At 39.1% G+C, this 25,224-nt stretch carries 24 protein-coding genes; 15 read left to right on the top strand and 9 right to left on the bottom strand.

The features are described from left to right. Positions 1-36 precede the first annotated feature (36 nt). From P20652_RS10490 to P20652_RS10500, 3 genes are read left to right on the top strand one after another with little or no spacing between them, the layout of a single operon-like run. Positions 37-861 (top strand): protein-glutamate O-methyltransferase CheR, encoded by an 825-nt coding sequence (locus P20652_RS10490; protein WP_008168196.1) that lies wholly within the window; start codon positions 37-39, stop codon positions 859-861. Continuing rightward, complete coding sequence (cheD, locus tag P20652_RS10495) at positions 851-1,468, top strand: chemoreceptor glutamine deamidase CheD (RefSeq protein ID WP_008168195.1); 618 nt, start codon at positions 851-853, stop codon at positions 1,466-1,468. The genes P20652_RS10490 and cheD overlap by 11 nt, the downstream gene beginning before the upstream one ends. A gap of 8 nt (positions 1,469-1,476) precedes the next feature. After that, positions 1,477-2,508 (top strand): chemotaxis response regulator protein-glutamate methylesterase, encoded by a 1,032-nt coding sequence (locus tag P20652_RS10500; RefSeq protein ID WP_008168194.1) that lies wholly within the window; start codon positions 1,477-1,479, stop codon positions 2,506-2,508. A 12-nt stretch (positions 2,509-2,520) separates the two neighbouring features. Here the strand turns inward: P20652_RS10500 and P20652_RS10505 are convergent, their stop codons facing one another. Further along, positions 2,521-3,546 (bottom strand): polysaccharide deacetylase family protein, encoded by a 1,026-nt coding sequence (locus P20652_RS10505; RefSeq protein WP_008168193.1) that lies wholly within the window; start codon positions 3,544-3,546, stop codon positions 2,521-2,523. Here P20652_RS10505 and P20652_RS10510 point away from each other — a divergent pair. Next, on the top strand, positions 3,526-4,860 hold the full coding sequence (locus P20652_RS10510; RefSeq protein ID WP_008168191.1) for an MATE family efflux transporter: 1,335 nt from the start codon (positions 3,526-3,528) through the stop codon (positions 4,858-4,860). The two genes, P20652_RS10505 and P20652_RS10510, sit on opposite strands and share 21 nt — an antisense overlap. Before the next feature lie 14 nt (positions 4,861-4,874). Here the strand turns inward: P20652_RS10510 and P20652_RS10515 are convergent, their stop codons facing one another. Next, positions 4,875-5,144, bottom strand: a complete 270-nt coding sequence (locus P20652_RS10515; RefSeq protein WP_008168190.1) for a hypothetical protein — start codon at positions 5,142-5,144, stop codon at positions 4,875-4,877. 9 nt (positions 5,145-5,153) lie between these two features. Further along, complete coding sequence (gene nfuA / locus P20652_RS10520) at positions 5,154-5,729, bottom strand: Fe-S biogenesis protein NfuA (protein ID WP_002959571.1); 576 nt, start codon at positions 5,727-5,729, stop codon at positions 5,154-5,156. A 146-nt stretch (positions 5,730-5,875) separates the two neighbouring features. On the opposite strand from nfuA, the gene P20652_RS10525 reads away from it, so the two are divergent. Beyond that, entirely contained in the window at positions 5,876-8,425 is a 2,550-nt protein-coding gene (locus P20652_RS10525; RefSeq protein WP_008168187.1) for a M14 metallopeptidase family protein, read from the top strand. A 14-nt stretch (positions 8,426-8,439) separates the two neighbouring features. Here the strand turns inward: P20652_RS10525 and P20652_RS10530 are convergent, their stop codons facing one another. Next, on the bottom strand, positions 8,440-9,117 hold the full coding sequence (locus tag P20652_RS10530) for a ComF family protein (protein ID WP_008168185.1): 678 nt from the start codon (positions 9,115-9,117) through the stop codon (positions 8,440-8,442). 74 nt (positions 9,118-9,191) lie between these two features. Here P20652_RS10530 and bioH point away from each other — a divergent pair, with 74 nt between their 5' ends. The 3 genes from bioH to P20652_RS10545 all read left to right on the top strand — a co-directional run bounded on the left by bioH (position 9,192) and on the right by P20652_RS10545 (position 11,190). After that, the gene (gene bioH, locus P20652_RS10535) at positions 9,192-9,929 is read left to right on the top strand and encodes a pimeloyl-ACP methyl ester esterase BioH (RefSeq protein ID WP_008168183.1); all 738 of its coding nucleotides are present in this window, start codon (positions 9,192-9,194) and stop codon (positions 9,927-9,929) included. Between the two features lie 90 nt (positions 9,930-10,019). Continuing rightward, the gene (locus tag P20652_RS10540; protein WP_008168180.1) at positions 10,020-10,328 is read left to right on the top strand and encodes a hypothetical protein; all 309 of its coding nucleotides are present in this window, start codon (positions 10,020-10,022) and stop codon (positions 10,326-10,328) included. Positions 10,329-10,332: 4 nt separating this feature from the next. Further along, complete coding sequence (locus P20652_RS10545; RefSeq protein WP_008168179.1) at positions 10,333-11,190, top strand: putative metalloprotease CJM1_0395 family protein; 858 nt, start codon at positions 10,333-10,335, stop codon at positions 11,188-11,190. Positions 11,191-11,208: 18 nt separating this feature from the next. On the opposite strand, the gene P20652_RS10550 is transcribed toward P20652_RS10545, so the two are convergent. From P20652_RS10550 to greB, 4 genes are all read right to left on the bottom strand, one after another. After that, a complete protein-coding gene (locus P20652_RS10550) occupies positions 11,209-13,590 on the bottom strand; it encodes a Tex family protein (RefSeq protein ID WP_008168178.1) in 2,382 nt (793 codons plus the stop codon). 168 nt (positions 13,591-13,758) lie between these two features. Then, entirely contained in the window at positions 13,759-14,340 is a 582-nt protein-coding gene (locus P20652_RS10555) for a CBS domain-containing protein (protein ID WP_008168177.1), read from the bottom strand. 53 nt (positions 14,341-14,393) lie between these two features. After that, entirely contained in the window at positions 14,394-14,705 is a 312-nt protein-coding gene (locus P20652_RS10560; protein WP_008168176.1) for a hypothetical protein, read from the bottom strand. Between the two features lie 114 nt (positions 14,706-14,819). Then, on the bottom strand, positions 14,820-15,299 hold the full coding sequence (gene greB, locus P20652_RS10565; RefSeq protein WP_008168175.1) for a transcription elongation factor GreB: 480 nt from the start codon (positions 15,297-15,299) through the stop codon (positions 14,820-14,822). Between the two features lie 194 nt (positions 15,300-15,493). On the opposite strand from greB, the gene ompR reads away from it, so the two are divergent. From ompR to P20652_RS10590, 5 genes are all read left to right on the top strand, one after another. After that, on the top strand, positions 15,494-16,213 hold the full coding sequence (gene ompR / locus P20652_RS10570) for a two-component system response regulator OmpR (protein WP_008168174.1): 720 nt from the start codon (positions 15,494-15,496) through the stop codon (positions 16,211-16,213). A 5-nt stretch (positions 16,214-16,218) separates the two neighbouring features. After that, positions 16,219-17,526, top strand: a complete 1,308-nt coding sequence (gene envZ, locus P20652_RS10575) for a two-component system sensor histidine kinase EnvZ (RefSeq protein WP_008168172.1) — start codon at positions 16,219-16,221, stop codon at positions 17,524-17,526. Positions 17,527-17,735: 209 nt separating this feature from the next. Next, positions 17,736-18,362, top strand: coding sequence for a methylamine utilization protein (locus tag P20652_RS10580; RefSeq protein ID WP_033017376.1), 627 nt, complete (start codon positions 17,736-17,738; stop codon positions 18,360-18,362). Then, a complete protein-coding gene (locus P20652_RS10585) occupies positions 18,352-19,584 on the top strand; it encodes a hypothetical protein (RefSeq protein WP_008168168.1) in 1,233 nt (410 codons plus the stop codon). The genes P20652_RS10580 and P20652_RS10585 overlap by 11 nt, the downstream gene beginning before the upstream one ends. A gap of 69 nt (positions 19,585-19,653) precedes the next feature. Continuing rightward, positions 19,654-21,255, top strand: a complete 1,602-nt coding sequence (locus P20652_RS10590; protein ID WP_008168166.1) for a methyl-accepting chemotaxis protein — start codon at positions 19,654-19,656, stop codon at positions 21,253-21,255. Positions 21,256-21,324: 69 nt separating this feature from the next. On the opposite strand, the gene speE is transcribed toward P20652_RS10590, so the two are convergent. Continuing rightward, on the bottom strand, positions 21,325-22,188 hold the full coding sequence (speE, locus tag P20652_RS10595) for a polyamine aminopropyltransferase (RefSeq protein ID WP_008168164.1): 864 nt from the start codon (positions 22,186-22,188) through the stop codon (positions 21,325-21,327). A gap of 198 nt (positions 22,189-22,386) precedes the next feature. Between speE and speA the strand changes: the two genes are divergently transcribed. Continuing rightward, on the top strand, positions 22,387-24,267 hold the full coding sequence (gene speA, locus P20652_RS10600) for a biosynthetic arginine decarboxylase (RefSeq protein ID WP_008168162.1): 1,881 nt from the start codon (positions 22,387-22,389) through the stop codon (positions 24,265-24,267). A gap of 60 nt (positions 24,268-24,327) precedes the next feature. Then, on the top strand, positions 24,328-25,206 hold the full coding sequence (locus P20652_RS10605; protein WP_008168161.1) for an acyltransferase: 879 nt from the start codon (positions 24,328-24,330) through the stop codon (positions 25,204-25,206). The last annotated feature ends 18 nt before the right edge of the window (positions 25,207-25,224 follow it).

Below are 25,224 nucleotides of genomic sequence, written 5' to 3'. Positions count from 1 at the left end.
TGAGGTGTGACTCGTTAGGTTAATTGAGAGCGAATAATGAGAGAGTTTTTGTGCACTGATTGCGACTTTAAAAAAATTGCTAATTTAGTTTATAGCGCATGCGGGATTGTATTGGGTGAGCATAAACGAGAGATGGTTTATTCTCGTTTAGCAAGGCGAATTAGAGAGCGTAAGTTGACTGACTTTAAAGCTTATTTAGAGTACTTAGATAACAATAAAGATCAGGAATTTGATGCGTTTATTAATGCAATAACGACAAACCTTACGTCTTTTTTTCGTGAGGTGCATCATTTTGAGTTTATTAAATCCCATCTTGTTCCAGCGCTTTTAAAGACAAATAAAGACAGTAGGCGAGTAAGGATTTGGTCAGCAGGTTGCTCAACAGGGGAAGAACCTTACAGTTTGGCAATGACTTTAAATAATGCATTTCCGAGCAATTGGGACGTAAAAATATTAGCAACCGATTTAGATTCTAACGTACTGGCAAAAGCCCAAAAAGGTATTTACACCGCAGCAAATGTTAATGGGTTAGATGACGTGCAACTTAAGCGTTGGTTTTTAAAAAGTAAAAACGGTGAAAACTATAAAGTTAAAGATAAATTGCAAGAATCTATCTCGTTTAGGCGTTTAAATTTATTGCAAGACTGGCCAATGAAAGGGCCATTTGATCTTATTTTATGTCGTAATGTTGTAATTTACTTTGATAAAGAAACAAAAGATCAGCTTTTTAAACGCTACGCTAATATATTGAATGAACACGGTTATTTATTTTTAGGTCACTCAGAGAGTATGGGGAAGGAGCATTCGCAATATAATAGCCTAGGAAAAACTATGTATCAAAAGGGACACAATGCACGCTGAGTTTAGTTCGGTATTACCTAGCTTTGAGCATATTAAGCGATATTGGGATTCAGGTAGAGATAGCGTTGTTGCTAAGGTGCTTCCAGGTGAGTTTTATGTTTCTAAAAATAATGAACTTATTTCTACAGTTCTGGGTTCGTGTATTGCCGCTTGTGTTTATGACGAAGTGCTAGGGATTGGGGGCATGAATCACTTTATGTTACCTATTCAAAAAGGTATGGAGCTTAAAGTTGCTAATAGTCTAAGTTGCCGATACGGTAATTGGGCAATGGAGTACCTTATAAATGAAGTTTTAAAAAATGGGGCTTCTCGGCATAATTTAAAAATAAAACTTTTTGGTGGAGGGAAAATTATTAGTGCGATGACCGATATTGGGCTGGGTAATATTAGTTTTGCAAAGACCTATATTAAAGAAGAAGCGTTAAACTTAGTAGCCCATGACGTGGGTGGACCATGGCCACGGAAAATATTTTTTCATCCGCGCACTGGTAAAGTATATATGAAAAAGCTTAAAAAATTACATAATGATACGATTGAAAAACGTGAAGTGCGTTACTTGCAAAACCTTAAAAAACACGCAGTGGCATCTGACATCGAACTGTTTTAGGAGTATGCATGATTAAAGTATTAATAATTGATGACTCTCCTTTAATTAGAGGATTACTCACAGAAATATTACAACAAGTTAATGACATAACCGTGGTGGGGTGTGCAGAAGATCCTTATCAAGCTCGCGAAATGATAAAAAAGTTAAGTCCTGATGTATTAACGCTCGACGTAGAAATGCCAAAAATGGATGGCATTAGTTTTTTAAAAAACTTAATGCGATTAAGGCCAATGCCAGTAGTGATGATTTCAACACTGACCCAAAAAGGCTCTCCTATCACATTAGAAGCACTCGAGTTAGGGGCTGTCGATTTTATAGCTAAGCCTACTAATAACGTAAGAGAGCAATTGAGCCAATATGCATCACTTGTCCAGCAAAAGGTTCGGATAGCTGCTGGTGCAAGAGTAAGAAGCTATAAAAAAACGGTCGTCACAAATGAGCCTATTAATACCCATTCTCAGTTTTTACTTAATAAGGTAATAGCAATAGGTGCTTCAACGGGGGGGACTGAGGCTATAAAAGAAGTGCTTATAAAAATGCCACAAAACTGCCCACCGATCGTTATTACTCAACATATCCCTCCTGTATTTAGCGCGTCATTTGCAGAGCGAATGAATCGCACATGCGTAATTAATGTTAAAGAGGCCGAACATGGGGATAAGCTTAGCGTAGGTTGGGCTTATATAGCACCGGGAGGGTTTCATTTAAGTATTAAAAAGCAAGGATCTAGTTTGTATTGTCAGCTAGATGATGGCGAGCCGGTTAATAGACATAAACCGGCTGTAGATGTGTTATTTAATTCATTAATTGAAACGGGTGCCAAGCGTGTAGTGGCTGCAATACTGACTGGTATGGGGAGTGATGGGGCTAAGGGATTACTTGCGTTAAAGCAAAACGGTGCTTATACAATTGCGCAAGATGAGTTTTCGTCAGTTGTGTGGGGTATGCCAAAAGTAGCAATTCAATTAGGTGCAGCTAATGAAGTTGTGTCGCTAGATAAGGTAACCCAGCGACTATTAAATCAAGCAATTAAAAAGTAGCCTACACTTTGTTTATTGAAGAACCCAAGGTTGCGAAAACCAGTAGTAGCTACTTGGTTTTTTGATTGAAGGCGCAGTACAGTTAAAACGAGATCGCCCTTTATTAAGTATTTTAGGTGAAGTTATCTCAACCGTATTTTCATTTATCCACGTTAAATCAGCTTGCCCAACACTTGATACATAGCAAGCAAATTGCGTTTTATGAAAATCGTCCATTTTAAATTCAATCGTTAATTTGGGCGGGTTTTGTTCAGTAACACTGTCTATGTAAGTCAGCTTGGTGATATTAAAAGCATGAGAGTTTAGTTTAGTGCTCAATGTGTCTAGTTTGCTATAAAAACCGGAAGCAGGAAAGCGAGGTAAACGACTAAAATTTGAATTTTTGCTTACAGCTCCAGAATGCTGCCCAATACCTATAAAACCAAGCTCAGTTACAAGGGATTGCAGCTCATTATTAAACTCACCATATGGGTAAGCTAAGTACTTATAATCTTGTCCTATTTCTTCTTTTATACGTTGCTGTGAATATAGAATGTCTTGTTTGATACGTGTTTTCCACTGAGCACCGGTTTCGTTTTCAAGCTTAATATGTAAATAGTCGTGCTGTGCAGTGTGATTACTTATAAGCGCGCCTTTTTTGCTAAGCTCTTTAAGCTTATCCCAGCCCATAACATAACGTTGGTTTTGATCTATTAATTTTGGGTTTACAAAAATAGTATACGGGTAGCCAAATTTTTCTAAAATTGGCGCAGCTTCATCATAATTATTGTTATAACCGTCATCAAAGGTGATTGCGACGGTTTTCTCAGGTAAGGTTTGCCCTTGTTGCAAAGCCAAAATCAACTCGTTTAATGGAATAACATTAAAGTCATGCTTTTTTAAATAGCTTAAATGCTTAGTGAAGGTATTTGCATTGATGCTCGTTACAGCAGGCAGTGTTTCACTAACATGATGATACTGTAAAATGACGGCTGCTTGAGCTCGCACAGATAGGCTAATGAGGATAAATAATACTAAATGAAACAATTTTTTATACATAATAAAGCGCACCATAAAAGCTTACTGTTGTTAGCGGGACCAATGATTCTATCAAATATTACAGTGCCGTTGTTAGGGATTGTTGATACCGCTGTAATTGGTCATCTAGGGAGCGCTCATTACTTAGCGGGTATTGCCCTTGGCTCTGCAGTTATATCTATTTTATTTTGGCTTGCTGGTTTTTTAAGAATGAGCACCACGGGTATGGTTGCTCAGGCTTACGGGCAAAATGATTTAACCCAGCTAGCCGCTTTACTTAAACGTAGTTTGTTACTTGCAAGCATTGTTGCTGTGCTATTAATTGTGTTATCCCCATTAATAAAGCATGCTATTGCTTACCTCTCCGCCGCCAATTCTGATGTGCTTATCCAAGCATATCAGTATTTTAGCATTCGTATTTTTAGTGCTCCAGCGGCATTGTGTAATTTAGTGTTACTGGGTTGGATGCTTGGTGTGCATTATGGTCGAGGTCCATTTTATTTATTACTCGTCACTAACATCGTTAATATAGTGCTCGATATTTATTTTGTTGTTTATTTAGATTGGGCAGTTGCAGGCGCTGCGTGGGCTTCACTTATTGCTGATTATACGGCTTTAGTATTTGCACTTTTTTTAGTGGTTAAACTAGCTAAAAAACAAGACATTAATCTAAATGTACCGAATTGGTTGAGTATTAGCAAAATGGCTGAATTATTGAGTTTGAATAGAGATATATTTATTCGCTCTTTAATACTGCAATTATGCTTTAGTTTTATGACATTTTACGCAGCGCGTATAGGCGAAACCACATTAGCTGCTAATGCTGTACTATTAAACTTTTTAATGTTGGTGAGTTTTGCTCTTGATGGTGTTGCTTATGCGTCTGAGGCAAAAGTAGGGCAAGCTAAAGGCCAAGGAAGCGTTAAAAATATAGAGCTTTGGGTTAAAATAAGTGTATTTTGGGGCATGCTTTTTGGCGTTTTATATAGCGCTTTTTTTGCATTGTTTGGCAGCGGTATAATCAAGCTTTTAACCAATGTGCCAGAGGTTATTCAAGAGGCAATACACTATTTACCATGGCTAATAGTGTTGCCTATTTTGGCCATGAGCTGCTTTTTATTCGATGGTATTTTTGTAGGACTTACGCGAGCAAAGAACATGCGCAACAGTATGATACTTTCAGCTGGAGTTGGCTTTTTTGGTGTGTTTTGGGTGTTTATAGACTGGCAAAATAACGGGTTATGGCTGGCTATGAGCTGTTTTATGTTAATGCGCGGGGTTACATTAATAATTAAATATCATCACTTAAAAATAAATAATCAGCTATTAGATTAAACTAAATAAATGGTTTATTTCCAGAGATCGGGGTCGTGGTGTTTAGGGCCCATATCCTTTAAAACTTGTGAAAAACGATTAGCAAAAATACCACAGTAGCCCCAACCGGCAAAAAATAATGCGGGGATTAAACTTATAACGCCAATTATTTGTAAGCTGTAATGGGTATAATACCCAATAGATATGAATATCACGGCTAGCACAAACAGTGCTAAGCCGCGAAAAAAGCGCTTTAAGCTCAGCTTAGGGTTACTCCCTAAGCGATAAATAAGCTGCTTTAGCATTTACAAGGCCTAATAGTAAGAGTGATCGCCCGCTTCGTGCTCTGTTATATCAGCAACACCGGTGATTTCTTCAAACTTAGCTATCATTTCTTTTTCAATGCCTTCTTTTAGTGTTACATCGATCATAGAACAACCGTTACAACCACCACCAAACTGAAGTATAGCTATGCCTGCAGCTGTAATTTCAACAAGGCTTACTTGACCACCGTGGTTAGCAAGTTGTGGGTTTACTTCGGTTTCTAGCATGTGCTGTACACGTTCGTTTAGCGATGCATCATCACCTATTTTACGCGCCTTTGCATTTGGTGCTTTTAGCGTCAATTGAGTTCCCATTTTGTCTGTAACAAAATCGATTTCAGCTTCTTCTAAAAATGGAGCACTTTCTGCATCTACAACGGCGTCAAAGCCGTTAAAGTTTAGGCGAATATCGCTCGCTTCTACAGCGTCTTCTGGACAATAAGACACACCACATTCCGCTTGTGATGAACCAGGGTTTACAACAAATACACGGATATTAGTTTGTTGTGATTGATCTGCTAATAGTTTAGCAAAATGCGCTTGCGCTGTTTCGGAAATAGAAATCATAAAACCATCTATACTTGACTAAATTACTCGGATACTGCATATCATACTCCGCTCATCGTGTTGCGGCTAGTGTTGAGCGTAAAAAGTTGGCATCTATTTTAAGCAATGGTAGCGTGCAAACAACGAACATTTTTTGAGTGATTTATATGCGTTTAATATTAACATTAATGGTGGTGTTGCTTAGCTTTTCAAGTATAGCTAAACCACTTTCGTATTATTTTGAGCAAGATGTGGAGTTTGACTCAACAATTCCAACCCCTGAAGAGGTACTAGGCTATCAAGTCGGAGAGTGGCATGTAAGACATGATCAGTTAGTACGTTATATGGAAATACTCGCTGATAAGAGTGACCGTATAAATTTTGAAGTGATTGGTCGCACACATGAACAGCGTCCACTCGTTATGCTAACAATCACTGCGGCTAATAAGCTATCAAGCATAGAGCAAACACGCCAAGCTCATTTGGCTCGTTTAAGTAATAATAATAGTAAGGCACAAGACGAACCTGCTGTTGTATGGATGGGTTATAGCGTACACGGTAATGAATCATCGGGCAGTAACGCTTCATTGCTGGTGGCTTATTATTTGGCAGCAGCTCAAGGCTCTGAAATAGAAGAGTTACTAAACAACACGGTTATTTTACTCGATCCATCACTTAATCCTGATGGCTTAGCGCGCTTTGCTAACTGGGTAAACAGCAACCGAGGAATGAATTTATCGTCTGACCCTAAAACTCGCGAGCATGTTGAAAACTGGCCAAGCAGTCGTACTAACCACTATTGGTTTGATTTAAATCGTGATTGGTTGTTACTACAACACCCTGAATCGCGCGCACGTATTGCTAAGTTTCATCAGTGGAAACCAAATATTTTAACTGACTTTCATGAAATGGGTCCAAACAGCAGCTACTTTTTTCAACCAGGTATTCCAAGTCGTAAGCATCCAATAACCCCAGATGAGAATGTGACTTTAACTAAGGCAATTGCTAACTACCATGCAAAAACGCTAGATGAAAACAACGCACTTTATTTTACAGAAGAAAGCTTTGATGATTTTTACTATGGAAAAGGCTCAACTTATCCCGATGTAAATGGCGGCATAGGCATTTTATTTGAACAAGCAAGTTCTCGTGGGCATATTCAAGAAACCATAAACGGACCTTTAAGTTTTCCTTTTACTATTAAAAACCAACTATTAACAAGTTTATCGACCTTTAAAGCAGCAATTGATAACCGCCATGCACTATTAGATTATCAAGCTAAATTTTATAATCAGGCTACCGATTTAGCCAGCGATGAAAGTTTTGAAGGTTATGTTGTAGAAGGTGCAAGCGACAACACCCGTATTATGCACTTTTTAGAATTGTTAAAGCAGCATCAAATTAACGCTTACCCACTGACTAAATCATTAAAAGTAGAGGGTAATAATTTCAGTACTGATAGCTACTTTGTACCATTAGCGCAACCACAATACCGTTTGGTAAAAGCGGTTTTTAGTGAGCAAAAAAACTTTGCAGATAATACTTTTTACGATGTATCTGGTTGGACATTAGCGCATGCGTTTAATCTTCCATTTTCTAAAGTTAAAAGTAGTTGGGGATTAAAGGTTGCTGATAAAGCGTGGGAAAAAGTAGTAGCCCCATCGTTTGCTACACTCACAGAGGGTTATGCATTTGGTTTTTCGTGGGATGATTATTTAGCACCTAAAATGTTAAACAGCTTATTACAGCAAGGCATTAAAGCACGCGTAGCGCTAAACGCGTTAACGGCTAAATCAACATCAGGAGAAATCAATTTTAAACCTGGAAGTATTATTATACCGGCTGGACTACAAACAAATACAGATTGGATTACCTTGCTAAATAAAGCACAAAATGAGTTTGGTATTGCAATTAAACCGATCACCTCAGGATTAACAAGCAAAGGCGCTGATTTAGGGTCGCGATCAATGGCGGTTGTTAATGCTCCAAAAGTACTGCTTGTTGGCGGGCAAGGCGCAAGTCAGTACGAAGTCGGTGAAGCGTGGTATTACCTAGATCGCTTTGTAGGTGTTGCACCAACAATTGTTGAAATGAACCGCTTTAGTTCACTCGAGTTAAGTGACTACAGTCATATTGTGCTTGCTCATGGCAATTACAATAGCTTATCTGATGCCGACAAAGTGGCTATTAAAAGCTGGGTAAGAAAAGGCGGCGTTATTTGGGGTCACAAAGGCGGTGCTAAATTTTTAGCTGATCAGCAATTACTCAAGGCAAGCTATCTATCACGACAAGATGTAGCGAGTGCATTTAAAACAACAGGTTTAAGTTATGGCGATAAAGATCATTTAGCAGGGCGTCAGCGCATTGCAGGTGCTATTTTTAATACTAATGTAGATTTATCTCATCCGCTTACATTTTCACTTAAGCGCAATACATTGCCCGTATTCAAAAATAGTACGTGGCTACTCGAAGCTTCCGATGCGCCGTTTGTAAATGTACTTACCTACACTAAAAATCCATTATTGGCAGGTTTTACTGATGCCGTTAATGTTGAGCAAGTTGCTGGCGGCGCAGGCTTAATTGCTCACTCATACGGACGAGGTACAGTAATAGGCATGACGGACGACCCTGTATTTAGGGGGTATTGGTATGGTACTAGTCGACTACTAAGCAATGCTTTATTTTTTGGTCATACGTTTCGTGCAAATGGTGAATAATATTTATTAAATGACTAAATTGGCGTTAAACACGTTGTAAAAGCCCATACTTGTTTAGCGCCTGCTTGTTTTAGTGCACTAGTGGCTGCGTTTAATGTTGCCCCTGTTGTCATCACATCATCAACGATGGCAACTATTTTTCCGCTCATATCTTCTTTACAAATAAAGGCATTTTTTAAATTTTTAATGCGCTTTGCTTTTGATAAATCTGACTGTGCTTGTGTTTTTTTATTACGAACAAGGACATTGCTCAATGGCACGTAATTACCTAAGCAGGGTTGCCATACTTGACTTACTTGATTAAATCCACGGTTTAAAAAACGACTTTTATGTAGCGGTAAAATTACAAATGCATCGGGTTGCTTTGGGGTACTATTAAAAAACTGTATGAGTTGCTTTTTAATAATTTGCTGGAGTGCTTTTTTGTAATGAATTTGATTGTTAAATTTAAGTTGTTTAAGCCACACCTCAAATGGAGGTTGATAAAATGCGCATGCAAATAACTGCTCAAATTCGCAATTAGGAAACATCTCAACAATATCGGGACGATGCAATAGGTTGGTTTGCTTACTTAAATCAAATAATGGTAAGTCTTCTAAGCAATAATCGCATAATCCTTGTGATGCATTAATAATATTTTCACATTGCACACAATAAGATGGGAAGAGCCAGTCAAAAATAGCTTTTGTCATTGGTTGTAACCTCGCATTGCAAACATCTTCTTAATCGTTATTATGAGCCTAAGTTTGGTAAAGGTTAGGCAAATATGCAAAATGAGTTAGTGTTATTACATGGTTGGGGAATGAATCAGGGAGTATGGCAGTTAGTACTGCCTGATCTTGAGTTTTTATATTCAGGAAATGTGCGCAGCCTTGACCTACCAGGGTTTGGTAATAGCCATGTTTGCCCAAGCCCTTATACTTTGCATGATGCAGCAGCACTTTTAAGTGAGCAGTTAAAGCCGAAGACCATTTTAATGGGGTGGTCGTTAGGTGGATTATTTGCACTTTATATTGCTAAGCATTGGCCTGAAAAAGTATCAAAAGTTATTTTAATCGCATCGACTCCTTTTTTTGCGGAGGCAGATAATTGGCCTGGAATAAAAGCGAATGTATTGGCGCAGTTTAAAGAGCAGTTAGTTAATCATCGAGAGAAAACGATAGAGCGCTTTTTAGCTATTCAAGCGATGGGTAGTGAGTCGGCACGTGATGATATAAAGCAACTTAAACAATTATTAAACCAATACAGTTCGCCAAAAAGCGAAGCATTGAGTGCTGGTTTAGATATTTTACAAAACGACGATTTACGTGATTTATTTGCTCATTGCCCAGTACCTGTCAAAGGAGTATTTGGGCGACTTGATGCCTTAGTGCCTTATAAAGCAATGAGTGAAATGTCAGTACTAAATGCTGAGTTTGAATACAAAGTACTAGATAAAGCGTCGCACGCGCCATTTATTTCTCATAAAAGTGAGTTTTTATCTGTCGTTAAATCAATGCTTTAAAATAGAGCTAAGAATAGTGCTGTTTAAAGCTTTATTTTGAGCAGAACCTGAGCGATAATTAAACAATGTTTATTTGGTGGAGGTTTTAATATGCCAATCGGATCTGTATTTAATAATGGCGTTGAAGGGTTTAATCGTGCTAGCCAAGGTATTGAAAAAGCCAGCGCTGAGATTAACCGTGCCAGTATAGAACAGCAAGATGACGCGCAATTAGCGCAACAACGTCAGCTTACAGCAGCACGCCCTGAAGAAGCTATTACTGCACCTGTAGCACAGCCAGCTCGTATTGATGAAGCGCTTGTTAACTTAAAAGTTGAAGAGTTTAATGCTAAGGCAAATACGCAATCAATTCAAACAGCCGATGATGTACTTGGCACGTTAATCGATATTAAAGTCTAGTATTATGAATATTGTTACGCCATTTCCGTCTATCAATATAAACACTGCAAATGTTTATACGGAAACCGCACGGCGTGACAACCAACTACGAGAAGTTATTCCTGCACCCGCATCTAGTAGCGCAAGCAACACAGAAACCAAAGCTCAAAGTGATGCTGAAAAAGCAAAATTACCAGTTAACAACGATGGTGCAACCTATGATGTATCGGGTAAGTTAGCAGACGAAAAAAGAGTCCAAGAGCGTGGCGATAATACACAAAACCCAGAAGGCCAAGAAAGTTCAGAAGAGGAAAAAACTGAGCAACAAGCTTCTGAGCAAGAACAGCAAGTATTAGAACAAGAGCAGCAGCAAATTACAGAGTTGAAAGCACGAGATACTGAAGTAAGAATACACGAACAAGCACATGCTTCTGTAGGTGGTCAATATGCAGGATCTCCAAGTTACGAATATCAACGTGGACCCGATGGTACTAACTACGCTGTTGGCGGAGAGGTACAAATTGATGTATCAGAGATTCCGGGTGACCCGCAAGCAACTATAGATAAAATGCAAACGGTACGTGCTGCCGCATTAGCCCCTGCAGAGCCGTCGGGAGCTGATCGCTCTATTGCTGCAGACGCTACGCAAAAGCTAGCAGCGGCTCAAGCTGAGCTTATACAACCTGAAAAAGAAGACGACGAGGACGCAAAAAATAAGCTTGAAGCTTCATTCTCTAGCGATGAAAGCGGCGATACAAAAACAGCCAAAAGTGATGAGCAAACACGTGATGCCGATGTTGAGGCACGGGCGGGGCGTATTGCTAACTTTTATCAAATGGCTACATCGCCAGCGAGTCAAAGTGGTTTCTCAGCGTTAAGTTAATAATTTAGTAAAACGGAACTACAAAAAACCGCTTACGCGGTTTTTTCGTTTTAGCTTAGTTGTACAAGTATTATTTTTAACTTTAGCGTTAGCAAACGCATCGGCAAATGCATTACCCATTAACGCATTACCGTTATCAGGTTTTGACTTTGCGGCACGAGGTTGTGAGTTTTTAGTACGTGCTGTTTGTGGCTTTTGAGCTGATGGAGCTGCAGTCTTATTACTTGTGTCAATGTCGTCATCTAAGCGCATGGTAAAGCTTATGCGTTTACGTGCTGCATCTACTTCAACTACTTTAACTTTAACAATATCACCAGCTTTAACAACTTCGCGCGGATCTGATATAAATTTATTCGTGATTGCTGAAATATGTACTAAACCGTCTTGATGAACACCTACATCAACAAAAGCACCAAAGTTGGCAACATTAGACACTACACCTTCTAAAATCATACCAGGTTTTAGGTCACTAATTTTTTCGACACCGGCTTTAAACTCAGCTGTTTTAAATTCAGGACGAGGATCGCGACCTGGTTTATCAAGCTCAGTAATAATGTCGGTGATGGTTGGTAAGCCAAACTTTTCGTCAATATAGTCGTTAGCTGCTAATTTATTTAAAAAGTCGCTGTTACCAATTAAGCTGTTTACGTCAATGCTGTTGTGCTCGCAAATACGCTTAACTATAGGGTAAGCCTCAGGGTGAACTGATGAGTTATCTAGCGGATCGCTACCATTATTAATACGTAAAAACCCAGCTGCTTGTTCAAAGGCTTTTGGTCCTAAACGCTCAACTTTTTTAAGTTCACTACGCTTAGAAAATGAACCGTTAGCATCGCGATAATTTACAATATTTTGCGCTAATGTTTTGTTCAAACCCGATACGCGTGTAAGTAGTGGCACAGACGCCATATTTAAATCCACACCAACAGAGTTTACACAATCTTCTACTACAGAGATAAGGCTTTGACCTAATTGGCTTTGCGATACATCGTGCTGGTATTGGCCAACACCAATTGATTTAGGCTCAATTTTAACAAGCTCTGCAAGAGGGTCTTGTAGGCGACGGGCAATAGATACAGCTCCTCGTAAAGATACATCTAAATCTGGAAATTCATTAGCAGCAAGCTCAGAAGCAGAATAAACAGATGCGCCTGCTTCACTTACCATAATTTTATTTAGTTTAAGCTCAGTATTTGCTTTCATTAGTTCGGCAACTAATTTATCTGATTCTCGTGATGCAGTGCCATTACCAATGGCTATAAGCTCAACCTTATGTTGACGACAAAGCAGCTCTAATGTGCGAACTGATTTATCCCAGTGATTCTGCGGTGCATGCGGGAAAATAGTTTGTGTGGTTAGTAATTTACCAGTGCTGTCGACTATCGCAATTTTACATCCAGTACGCAGACCAGGATCAAGACCAAGTGTAGTACGAGGACCCGCAGGGGCCGCCATTAATAAATCTTTTAAGTTTTTAGCAAAAACATCAATTGCACCGGCTTCTGCTTTTTCGCGCATAGCTGCAAAAAATTCATTCTCTAGGTGTAAACCTAATTTAATTTTCCACGCCCATTGCACAACACTCAATAGCCACGGGCTTGCTGCTTTATATTTAATGTCCAAACGGTAATGGTCTGCAATCATCTGTGCGCATAATTGTGCTGAATTTTCAGAACTTGGCTCAGGGTTTACATTTAGCTGAAGTATACCTTCATTACGAGCTCTTAACATGGCTAGTGCGCGGTGCGAAGGTACCTTTTTTAGGAGTTCTTGATGCTCAAAATAATCTCGATACTTTGTTCCAGCTTGCTCTTGCCCTTTAATTAGCGAGCTTTCAATGGCGCCATTTTGACTAATGTGGCTTCTAAACTTAGCAAGCAGCTTTGCATCTTCAGCAAAGCGTTCCATTAAAATAAATTTAGCCCCATCAAGCACTGCTTTTGTATCAGCAAAGCCTTTTTCAGCATTAATAAACTGCTCTGCTTGTTGTTCAGGGTCAAGGTTTGCATTGTTGAATAACTCATTTGCAAGAGGTTCTAAACCGGCTTCAATTGCTATTTGGCCTTTAGTGCGGCGTTTTGCTTTGTAAGGTAGATATAAATCTTCAAGCTCGGTTTTACTTAGTGCTGTATTTATATCGTTCTTTAATTCTGGCGTCAGTTTTTTTTGTGATTCGATGGTTGATAATATAAAGCTACGGCGTTCTTCTAATTCACGTAAATAAGATAAACGTTGTTCTAAAAGACGTAATTGAGTGTCGTCTAAACCGCCGGTTGCTTCTTTTCTGTAACGGGCAATAAAAGGCACTGTTGAGCCTTCATCAAGTAACTTTGTTGCAGCAACAACTTGCTGTTGCTGTGCATTTAGCTCAATAGCTAAACGTGCAGAGATATCGCTCATGCAAAAACCTTTTTAAACAAAAATAAGACCAGTTAACATAGTTAGCTGATGCGACTAATTGCTTGAATAATATCACACGAGGTAGTAATAAAAAGCTCTTAAAGCAAGCTATTTTACTTGCTTTAAGATGTTGGAATAAAGGAGGTAATTATAAAATATGAAGAGCCCTTAGTGAGGGTGCTCTACATTTTCCAGTACTTCACTGAATGAATGAGCTATAGGGGTAATATGTAAAGGGATTTGTAATGTTCTAGCAATTTGTCTTGCTGAAACTAATCCACAAATTTTGTTATTAGCCGTTGTTACTAATAAAAACATCACACCTTGATGTTCCATTGTTTGTAGCGCATCACCGATACATGCGTGGCTTAGGCTTTGCATGCTAACACCCATTAGCTGGCTTATTGGCGTCATAATATGACGTAAGCTTACTTCTTTGTGTGGTGAGTTTAAACGCTGTGCAATAATAGCTATTTTAGAGCTTTGTAAATCTGCACTTGAAACAATACCAATCAATTTATGAGTATCATCGGTTACGAGTATGAAATCGGATTTTTGAGAGTTTATTTGTTTGAGTGCTTCTTCAATCGTTGTTTCGTATTGTGCACGCACAGGCGTTTTTTGAGTAAAGTTGTTTACCATTTTTAACGCTGGAGACGTTAAATCAATTAACGGTTGGTCATCAGCAAAGGTGTTAGCAATAACGCCATGAGAAATATTTTGAGTGCGCAATTCTTTAAAGTTAGACATATTAGTCACCTAAATAGAGTTATAAGATTTAATCAATGTTTTAAAATAATGAGTTAAATAAAATAACGAGGAGGTCCGCGCTGATAAGCGGTGCTAAAAGGTCTATCTAGAATTAGACTAGTATAAAAAGAGTTCGTATCTTTAGGGAGTGGTTGAGGTGCCTTAAAGGAAATAACATTAACGTAAGAGTCTACGTCAAAGTCGAGGTTTGCTTGGTCAGGAATATCATAAGCAATAAAATGATTCGAAACTATTACATGATCTAAATTACTTTGTTTGGCATTGGCATGCAGGGTTAAACTTACACCCATTAAAAGTGCAAACAATACGGCATTGCTTAGTATGCGCTGTACTACGTTTGACATGACCATTACCTTGGCTAATTTTAAACTAAAAAATTATAAGTTTATTTAATTCACTTATATCGTAATGACCTAACTTACACAATAAATAATTAACATGATCTGAATCAAAGCATACTAATTATTTTTTTGGTACAAAATACTGTTTATATACCATTCCTTTTTACCTAGTGGGGTCATTACCTCAAAGTCGTCATCAACCTGCTTTTTAATTAAAGCACGCGCCATAGGTGAGTCGATAGAGATGTAATCTTTACGACCGTAAATTTCGTCAGGACCCACAATTCTAAATCTTTTAGTTTCACCTTCTTCATTTTCTATTTCTACCCACGCGCCAAAGAATACTTTTCCATCTTGGACTGGGGAATAGTCAACAATTTTCAGATCGGGAATGCGCTTGCGCAAATAGCGTATTCGGCGATCTATTTGGCGCAGCAACCGTTTATTGTACTGATAGTCTGCGTTTTCAGAACGATCCCCTAAACTTGCCGCCCAGCTCACTATTTTTGTAACTTCTGGGCGTTTTACATTCCATAATTGGTCGTGTTCTTGTTGCAGTTGTAAGTAACCTTCGCGGGTAACTAAATTTGTTTTCACTGTCTATTCTTCTCAAGCTCTAATGTTGTGCACGGTATTAAAATTAGCAAAATTTGTCGAGTTTAAAATTTATATTGTCGTAATAATTTGCTTCTGAAATGTTCAGTAACAATCTAAGCAGGTAATTAGTTTTTGATTATTAAGTTTTTCATTTATATTAACTAGTAATTGGATATAAAAATAAGAAAGAGATTATGGGACACGAGACCACAAAAGTATTAGTTGTTGATGACGATATGCGCTTACGCAGTTTGCTTGAACGTTACTTAGTAGAGCAAGGCTTTATTGTTAGAACCGCAGGAAATTCGGAGCAAATGGATAGACTGCTTGAGCGGGAGAATTTTCACTTAATGGTGCTCGATTTAATGCTCCCAGGCGAAGATGGCTTGTCTATTTGCCGCAGGTTACGCCAAAAGGAAAACGAAATCCCTATTGTTATGCTCACCGCTAAAGGCGACGAAGTAGACCGCATAATTGGTTTAGAACTCGGCGCTGATGACTACATACCTAAACCATTTAACCCTCGAGAGCTGCTAGCTCGCATTAAAGCTATTCTACGCCGCCGCGCAAAAGAAGTGCCAGGTGCGCCAGCTGCAGAAGAAAACTTAATTGCATTTGGTAAATTCACCCTTAATTTAGCAACGCGCGAAATGAGTGAAGGCGATAAAACAATATCACTAACAAGTGGCGAGTTTGCAGTACTTAAAGCGCTTGTATCACACCCAAGAGAGCCGCTTAGCCGCGATAAACTAATGAACTTGGCGCGTGGGCGAGACTACAGTGCTCTTGAGCGAAGTATTGACGTGCAAGTATCTCGCCTTCGTCGCATGATCGAGATAGATGTTGCCAACCCACGTTATATTCAAACCGTTTGGGGTTTGGGTTATGTGTTTGTTCCTGATGGTGAAAAGTAATTTATATGGGATTTTTTCCGCGTAGTGCATTTGGGCAAACGGTTTTTTTGGTAGCAGCATTACTGCTAATAAATCAAATAGTGTCTTATGTAACTGTAAGTCTGTACGTTGTAAAGCCGACTATTGAACAAGTTAATTTAATGCTCGCTAAGCAAATAAAAACGGTATTTATTGACTGGGAAGACGGGGTTGAAATAAACGACGAGGTATCTGAAAAATTTTTTGAAATAACGGGTATTGAAGTCATGACCCAGCGAGAAGCTATGCGTAATGGACTTGGGCAAACGCGTGAGTATTCAGGATTGTCGCGCAGTATGTCTGAGCAATTAGGTGGTTTTTCACGAGTACGCATTAGCCAAACAGGTCCGCTTATATATTGGGTAGAAGCACCGCAAGCACCAGGCTATTGGGTAAAAGTGCCGCTAACCGGCTTTAAAGAAAATAACTTAGAGTTTTTAACTTTTTACTTATCGAGTATTGGTTTTTTAAGTGTGTTGGGGGGATGGTTGTTTGCACGGCACTTAAACCGGCCTCTGAAAGCATTGCAGCAGGCTGCAATAAAAGTAGGTAAAGGCGACTTTACCTCAAAGCTCGCTGAAGAAGGGTCTACCGAAGTAATAGAGGTAACCCGTGCCTTTAACCAAATGTCGCGCGGTATCGCAGCCCTTGAAAACGACCGCCGCTTACTTATGGCGGGTGTATCTCACGATTTACGTACACCGCTTACGCGCATTCGTTTAGCTACCGAAATGATGGCAGACACTGATGACTATTTACGTGAAGGTATTATTTACGATATAGAAGACATGAATGGGATTATTGATCAGTTTATAGAGTACTTACGCCACCATAAGCGTGATGAGTTAATCTGTGAAGATATTAATGGCTTAATAGCCGAAGTTGTACATTCAGAACTGCAGCATCAACGGGCAATTACTTTTAAAAGTAATCCGACTATCCCTAACATTCCATTAAGTACTGTTGCTATTAAGCGTGTTATAACAAATATGATAGGCAATGCACGGCGTTATTCCGAGGGGGATATTGAAGTACTTAGTTACTATAATTCAAATAAAAAATACGTTGTTGTTGAAGTAAAAGATGATGGACCTGGTATTCCAGAGAGTGAATTAGAATCAGTGTTTGAACCTTTTAAACAAGGTGATGCGGCACGAGGCAGTGAGGGGAGTGGACTAGGGCTTGCTATTATTAAACGCATTATCGATATGCACGACGGTAAAGTAAAGCTTTCAAACCGACCCGAAGGCGGTTTAAGTGCGAAGGTCTATTTACCAATAAAAAATACAAGTTAAAGCAAATTACTCTTGTGTATTAAATGAACATAATTACGTTTAGTGATAGTAAATTTATATTTAAAATTTACTATCACTAAACGTCCTACTATAAAAGTAGTTTGTGAATAACATATGCCGCTAAATATATAATTAATGCTATAAAAATAAAAATTAGCACTCTAATCGGTCTATAATGAAAATATATTGAAAATAAGAAAAGTAAGCTAATGAGCAAGTATTTAATTATTATCATATTAATGGTTTTAAGCTGGCAAACTGTTGCAGTTAACATAACAGTTAAAAACACGAAAGATGAGCCAATGGCAAACGCCGTTGTGTGGTTAACCACAAAAAACGGCTCAGAAATAATCACGCCTCCTGATACCCCTTATGCAATGAGTCAAAAAGACAGAGAATTTACACCACGTATTTTGGTTGTACCGCAAAATGCAAAAGTAGAATTTCCAAATGCAGATTCCATTATGCACCATGTTTATTCCTTTTCTAAGGCTAAAACATTCGAGCTGAAATTATATAAAGAACAACCAAAAGCCCCCTTGGTGTTTGAGCAAACGGGTGTTGTAGAGCTAGGCTGCAATATTCACGATTGGATGTTGGGGTACATAGTGGTCGTTGATAGTACAATTTTTGCGATTACTGATGAAGCAGGAAAAGTTGACTTAACAGCGTCAAAAGGTGAGTACACTCTTAATGTATGGCACTCGGGATTTAGTGATATTAGTAATGTTGAATCAGAAGATGTATCTGTAAGCTCAAAACCACTTACTTATAAAATTAAACAAACTTTAACCGAGCAAATTGAGTTTGCTACGGATGAATTTGATGATTACTAGTAATCTATTAAGGCTAGCTTTATTAAGTTGCACTGTACTTTTTAGTAATGCATTGAGCGCACAAGTAAAAGGTTTGTTGCAAGTTAGGGCTGTACAAGGCGACGACCTACTTAGCTGGCAAGAAGGTGGTATTGGGCTTTATCGCCACGACAGTAAAAGCGATGAGCTTATTTTATCGCAAGCTATTTTAGACTTTAATATTGACTTAGCATCTAGCTGGTCTGCTCATGGCGTGGCGAACCTCAATCAGGACCCAGATGTTGGCTTAGGTTTTACGCAAGCTTATATAAAGTATCAACCATTATCGAATAGTGACTATAAATGGCATATACGAGTGGGTGGTTTTTATCCGTTAATGTCGTTAGAAAATCCAGATATTGGCTGGACATCTCCTTACAATTATACCAATTCAGCAATTAATAGTTGGATTGGAGAAGAGCTTAGAACCGTTGGCGCAGAGGTAACAATAAAACGCCCAGCTAAACGTTTTAACAGCCCGCATAGTTTTAGTTTAGTGGGTGCAACATTTAAAGGTAACGACCCCACAGGCACGTTGTTATCTTGGCGCGGGTTTGCCATGCACGATAGACAAACTACATTTAACGAAGGTGTTAGGTTTGCACCTGTTGCTGCACTTAATGACTTTGCACTGCGTTGGCAGGCTAATCATGTTTTACCGTTTGAAGAAGTGGATGGTCGTTTTGGCTATTATGGCGGTGTGCATTGGGATTATTTAAAAAAATCACAATTTCGGATTTACTATTATAATAATAATGGTGACCCAACTAAGCTTAACATTAGTACAGGACAATACGCTTGGGATACCCGTTTTACTAGCGTTGCTTGGTTATATAAGTTTAATAAAAAAACGCGTTTTATAGCACAAGCGTTAAATGGTAAAACCGAGATGGGTGATAATAAACTAATAGATAACGCCTTTTACAGCCACTATTTCATGCTGAGCCATAAAGAAGGTAAAAACAGGGTATCGTTACGTTACGACTATTTTGAAGTAACCGATAACGATATTACCGCATTTGATCCTAACAGTAGTCATGGAGAAGGGTTAACTGCATCATGGCGGTATGCGTTTAGTAAAAATGGTCAAATAGGTATTGAAGGCTCAGCACTAAAGAGTTTTGTAGAAAATAGAGTTGCAATGGGGTTACAGCAGCGAGCTTCGCAGCAACAAATAATGATTAACACGCAATGGAAGTTTTAGGTTTTATCAACCTACTGCAATTTTAGGTTTAATTTGTAATAGGCGTTTAGGGCCTTGTAGGATAATAAAATGAATTTGCATAGTATTCGCGTCAAAGTGTCGTTTCCTATTGTTGTGTTAGGACTTGCCATACTCTCATTAATTGTAGGTTACACCTATTTAATAACCTTACAAAAAAATGCACTTGATGTGCAGTCTGAAACGTTTATTAAGGCGTTGTCACTTGCTTTAAACGCAGACCGCGACCTATACCAAGCTAAGGTCGCCGAATTAAACTTAGTGACTCATTCAAACAATACAGAAAAGTACCAGACAGAGCATGAAGAAAATGCAGCGCAAGTTATTGATAAATTAAATCAGTATTTATCATTAATGAAAAATCACCCTACTATAGCCAAAGAGTTAAAGGGCTTTGAAAACGATTTTAATACATGGCTCGCTGCTTCAAAAAGTTACATGGTCGATAAAAATAACCAAGCTAAACAAACCAATTCAGAGCAAGCCTTTGCTACTTTAAGGGTTAAGCTTGATAAAGCAGGCGAGCTGGCTGAAAAAACCTCTGAGCAAGAAATCATCAAGCTTTCATCAAATATTATTTCAACAAAGATGATGATGCTTACAGTGGTTGCTATTATTTTAATTGCAGCGAGTTGGTTTAGTTACATTGTGCCAAAACAACTTACTCGCCAAATTAATTATGTAACTAAGCGTATTAGTGATATTGCCTCAGGTGATGGCGATTTAACTGGCCGCATACAAGTAACGTCTAAAGATGAGTTTTCAGGCTTGGCCACCGAATTTAATACCTTTTTAGGTAATTTACAGCAATTGATACGCGATATCTTAGCGCAATCCAAAGAGCTAAATGGATTAGGTACAGAGCTTAGTCAGGTGGCAACTAAAAATAACAGTGTAAACCAAGCGCTAAGTCAAGCCTCTGAATCTATTGTAAGCGCAGTACATGAAATGAGTGCAGCTAGCAAGGAGGTTGCTGGTGTTGCGCAGCAATCATCAAGCGAAGCCGATAACTCGTTAAAACTGGCTCAGCAAGGACTTAGTGCGGTGGCTAATTCTAGTTCGCGCATTTCTTCTCTTTCTAACAACATGGAACAAGCAATGGCTCGCTCTACCGAGCTACAGCAAAGCTCTGACAATATAGCTAAAGCCCTTGAGGTGATTCGTGCGATAGCAGAGCAAACAAACTTATTAGCGCTTAATGCGGCAATAGAGGCTGCGCGTGCTGGCGAATATGGCCGAGGTTTTGCGGTTGTGGCTGACGAAGTAAGAACGCTCGCTACACGCACACAAGATAGCACAAACGATATTCAACAAATGATTGAGTTGTTTGCATCAAGCGTATCGCAATCTATTAATGCCATAGATGAAAGTAAGCAATTTGCCGATGATGCTGTGGAGTCGTTTTCGCAAACTAACGATATACTCAATGCCATGCAAAGCTCATCGACTAAAGTAAACGATATGGCTATGCAAACTGCGCAAGCAACCGAAGAGCAAACAACGGTTTCTGATGAAATAAGCCTTAACTTATCATCACTTAATGATCAAACCATGGAAGGTGGCGAACTGGCTCGCACAACGCAAGATGTATCAAATAAAATGGAGCTGTTAACCGATGAGCTTAACCGGTTAGTTAATAGGTTTAAAGTGTAACTGTTTCAGCTGTACACGCACTAAAAAGGGGAGCTTTATAAGCTCCCCTTTTTAATATTTTAAGATATGTTATTTTTTATTAAACGCGCGTTTCATAAAGTTTGGTGTTGCTAATGCGCCGTGGTGAATTCCATTGTTATAGTACTCGCTGTGCTGTGCAATATTTGCAGCAGCGTCTTCTCTGAAACCGTCAAATGCTTGTGATTTACGTGCAAGTGTTACCGACCATAAACCGCTTGGGTAAATTGGCTGTGGGAATGGTAGTGTTTGTAAATCGTTAAAGCCTACGCTTAACATTGCTTCGCGCATTTCAACTAATAATGGCATGTGCATAAGTGGCGATTCACTTTGTTGTACTAAAATACCACCTGAGCGCAGTGCATTTAAACAGCTTGTGTAAAACGCATGGTTAAATAAGCCCTCACCTGGACCTACCGGATCGGTGCCATCAACAATAACCACGTCGATAGATTCGCCAGCAGCTTCGCGCATGTACTTAATACCATCGTCAAACATAACAGTTGCACGGGCGTCGTTGTTAGATTCACAAAGCTCTGGGAAGTATTTTAACGACATTTGCGTTACTACTTCGTCGATATCTATTTGCGTTACAGTTTCTACATCTGGGTGCTTTAATACTTCGCGTAAAGTACCGCAGTCGCCGCCGCCAATAATAACCACGTTTTTAGGGTTTGGATGCGCTAAAAGTGCAGGGTGGCTGATCATCTCATGATAAAAGAAGTTTTCGCGGGTGGTTACCATAGTACACCCGTCGATGATCATTAAATTACCAAAGTCTGTGGTTTCAAACATTTCTACCTTTTGAAAAGGAGACTGTTTTTCATCTAACTTTTTGTTAATACGTAATGAAAATGCGCTGCCATCGCGGTCGCTAATTTCAGTAAACCACTTACTTTGATCTAAATTTGCCATAGTTGCTATTACACTTTTTAGGTTGAGTATGAAAAAGGGGCAATTCTGCCAGTGCTTGGCGTTTTGCTCAATGACATTTTAACTGATTTGACGAATAAAGTTAGTTAGGAGTGAGTGAAAGTTCAATTTTTGTTAGCCTAGTGGATAGTGACGTATTAAAATGCGCCTTTATACCTAATTGACTAAAGAAGAGTTGCCATGACCTGGGGTTTAGAAACAGCACGCGCTACTTATAACGTTGCTCATTGGAGTGATGGTTATTTTGATATTAATGAACAAGGCGAACTGGTGGCTTACCCAGATGGAGATCAAACAAAAGCCGCAATCTCTTTAACGCAATTAACTGAGCAGTTCAAACAACAAGGTTTAACGTTACCGGTTTTAGTGCGCTTTACCGATATTTTAAAAAACCGTGTAGACACACTTACTAACGCATTTACGCAAGCGCGAGCAAATCGTGAATATAACGGAAATTACACCTGTGTTTACCCAATTAAAGTAAATCAACAACGTTCTGTAGTAAGTAAATTGTTGGCGCACCCAAGTGGGCTTGTTGGCTTAGAAGCAGGCTCAAAACCAGAGCTTATGGCTATTTTAGGTGTAGCAAAAGAGCCAATCACAATAGTGTGTAACGGCTATAAAGACAGTGAGTTTTTACGCTTAGCGTGTATTGGCCAAGCAATGGGGCACAGCGTAAAAATTGTGGTAGAAAAGCTTTCAGAACTGACCACACTACTTGAAGAAATAGACAACCTAGGTATTGAGCCAGCTATTGGTATTCGTATTCGCCTAAACTCAGTAGGCAAAGGCAAGTGGCAAAACACGGGCGGCGAAAAAGGCAAGTTTGGTTTAACGGCAGGCCAAGTACTAAGTGCGGTAGAAGTGCTTAAAAAGCATAATAAGCTGCACTTAATGCAAATGGTGCATTTTCATATTGGTTCTCAAATTGCCAACATTCGTGATATTCACCGTGCTTTGCGTGAATGCGCCCGCCACTTTGCTGAGCTTACACAATTAAACGTACCGTTAAATACCGTTGATGTGGGCGGCGGTTTAGGCGTTGATTACGAGGGCTCTGGCTCGCGTAGTGCGTGTTCAATGAATTACACCGTAGAAGAGTATGCGCGTAACGTAGTGAATGCATTTGCAGAGGTATGCGACCAACATAATCTTACGTATCCAGCAATTATCACCGAATCGGGGCGCGCTTTAACCGCTCACCATGCGGTATTAATTACCGATGTAATTGACGTAGAAAAAGCGCCTAATCATTTAAATCCAGAGCCACCGCTTGAAAATAGCGCATTAGTACTTGATGAAATGTGGCAGTGTTTACAGCGTTTAAACCCGCGTATGGCACTTGAGATTTATCACGACGCTATGCACTTATTTAGCGAAGCGCACGATCAGTACGTGCATGGCTTGGTAAGCATGCTAGAGTGGGCGAAAATAGAGCAGCTTTACTTTACTATTTTACATCGTGTACGTGCATCGCTTAGTAATAACGCGCGCGCGCACCGTGAAGTACTCGACGATTTAAACGAAAAGCTTGCTGATAAACTCTTTGTTAACTTTTCATTATTTCAGTCATTGCCTGATGTATGGGGTATTCAGCAGTTGTTTCCGGTGATGCCAATCGAAAATTTAACTCAGCCATTGACTCAGCGCGCAATTATTCAAGATATTACCTGCGATTCTGACGGGCAAATTCGTGAGTATGTTGAAGGCGCAGGTATCGAAACCAGCCTACCAATACCAGAATATAAGCATGGCGAGCAATACCACATTGCTATGTTTATGGTGGGCGCGTATCAAGAAATTTTAGGTGATTTACACAACCTATTTGGTGACACTGATTCGGTGCACGTAGAGCTTAACGACGATGGCTACGTGTTAACCAATGCCATAAAAGGTGATAGCGTTAAGGATGTATTAAAGTTTGTTGACTATGATAGCGCCATTTTAGCTGACAATTTTGCGTACCAAGTTAATAAACTTGATGTATCGACGCAGTGTAAAGAAGGTTATTTAGCTGAGCTTAATGCAGGTCTTGAAGGCTATACCTATTTTGAAGATTAATTTGTAAGCAACTGAAAGCGCAGTATTAGTGGCTGCGCAATGTTTAAAGGAATGGAAGTAATGTCAGTTATTCGCAGTGTATTTAGTATTATTTTTTACACAATAAACACACTTTTTTGGTTTGTGCCTATTTTTGTTTGTGGGCTTATAAAGCTTATCCCTATTAAGCCGCTACAAAAGCTGATGAGCTGGGCAGCTAAGCAATTTGCAACTATTTGGGTGACCTTTAATAGCTTAAATCAAAAGTTATTCACGCCAACTAAACTTAATGTAACTGGCCTTGAAGACCTTAAACTAAAAGATTGGTACCTAGTAATTGCAAATCACCAAAGCTGGGTCGATATTTTAGTATTACAGCGCGTGTTTAATCGTAAAATCCCATTTTTAAACTTCTTTTTGAAAAAAGAGCTTATTTACGTGCCTATTTTAGGTTTGTGTTGGTGGGCGCTTGATTTTCCGTTTATGACTCGCACGAGCAAAAGCCAATTAAAAAAGAATCCAAAGCTGCGTGGCAAAGATTTAGAAACCACACGTAAAGCCTGCGAAAAATTTAAAGAGATGCCAGTAAGTGTGGTTAACTTTGTAGAAGGCACTCGTTTTACTATGCAAAAGCACGCGCGTCAAAATAGCCCGTTCCCACATTTATTAAAACCAAAAGCGGGCGGTATTGCTTTTGTAATGCAAGCAATGGGCGAGCAAATTACTAAAGTGGTTAACGTTACAATTCATTACCCTGATGGTATTCCTACTTTTATGGATTTTGCAGGTGGAAAGGTAAAAAATATCAACGTACACGTGGAAGTAAGGCCGGTAAGCGAAGAGCTTATTGGTGACTACACCGGTGATTCTGAATTTAGAGTTCGCTTTCAAAGCGAGTTAAACCGCTTATGGGAAAACAAAGAGCAAACATTACAATCGCTCGAAAAAAACCATAAGTAAAAGGTAAAAATATGAGCT

It is taken from the genome of Pseudoalteromonas sp. BSi20652, from assembly GCF_000239855.1.
In the GTDB taxonomy this organism is placed as follows: domain Bacteria; phylum Pseudomonadota; class Gammaproteobacteria; order Enterobacterales; family Alteromonadaceae; genus Pseudoalteromonas.
This window is presented reverse-complemented; position numbering and strand designations above follow the sequence as displayed.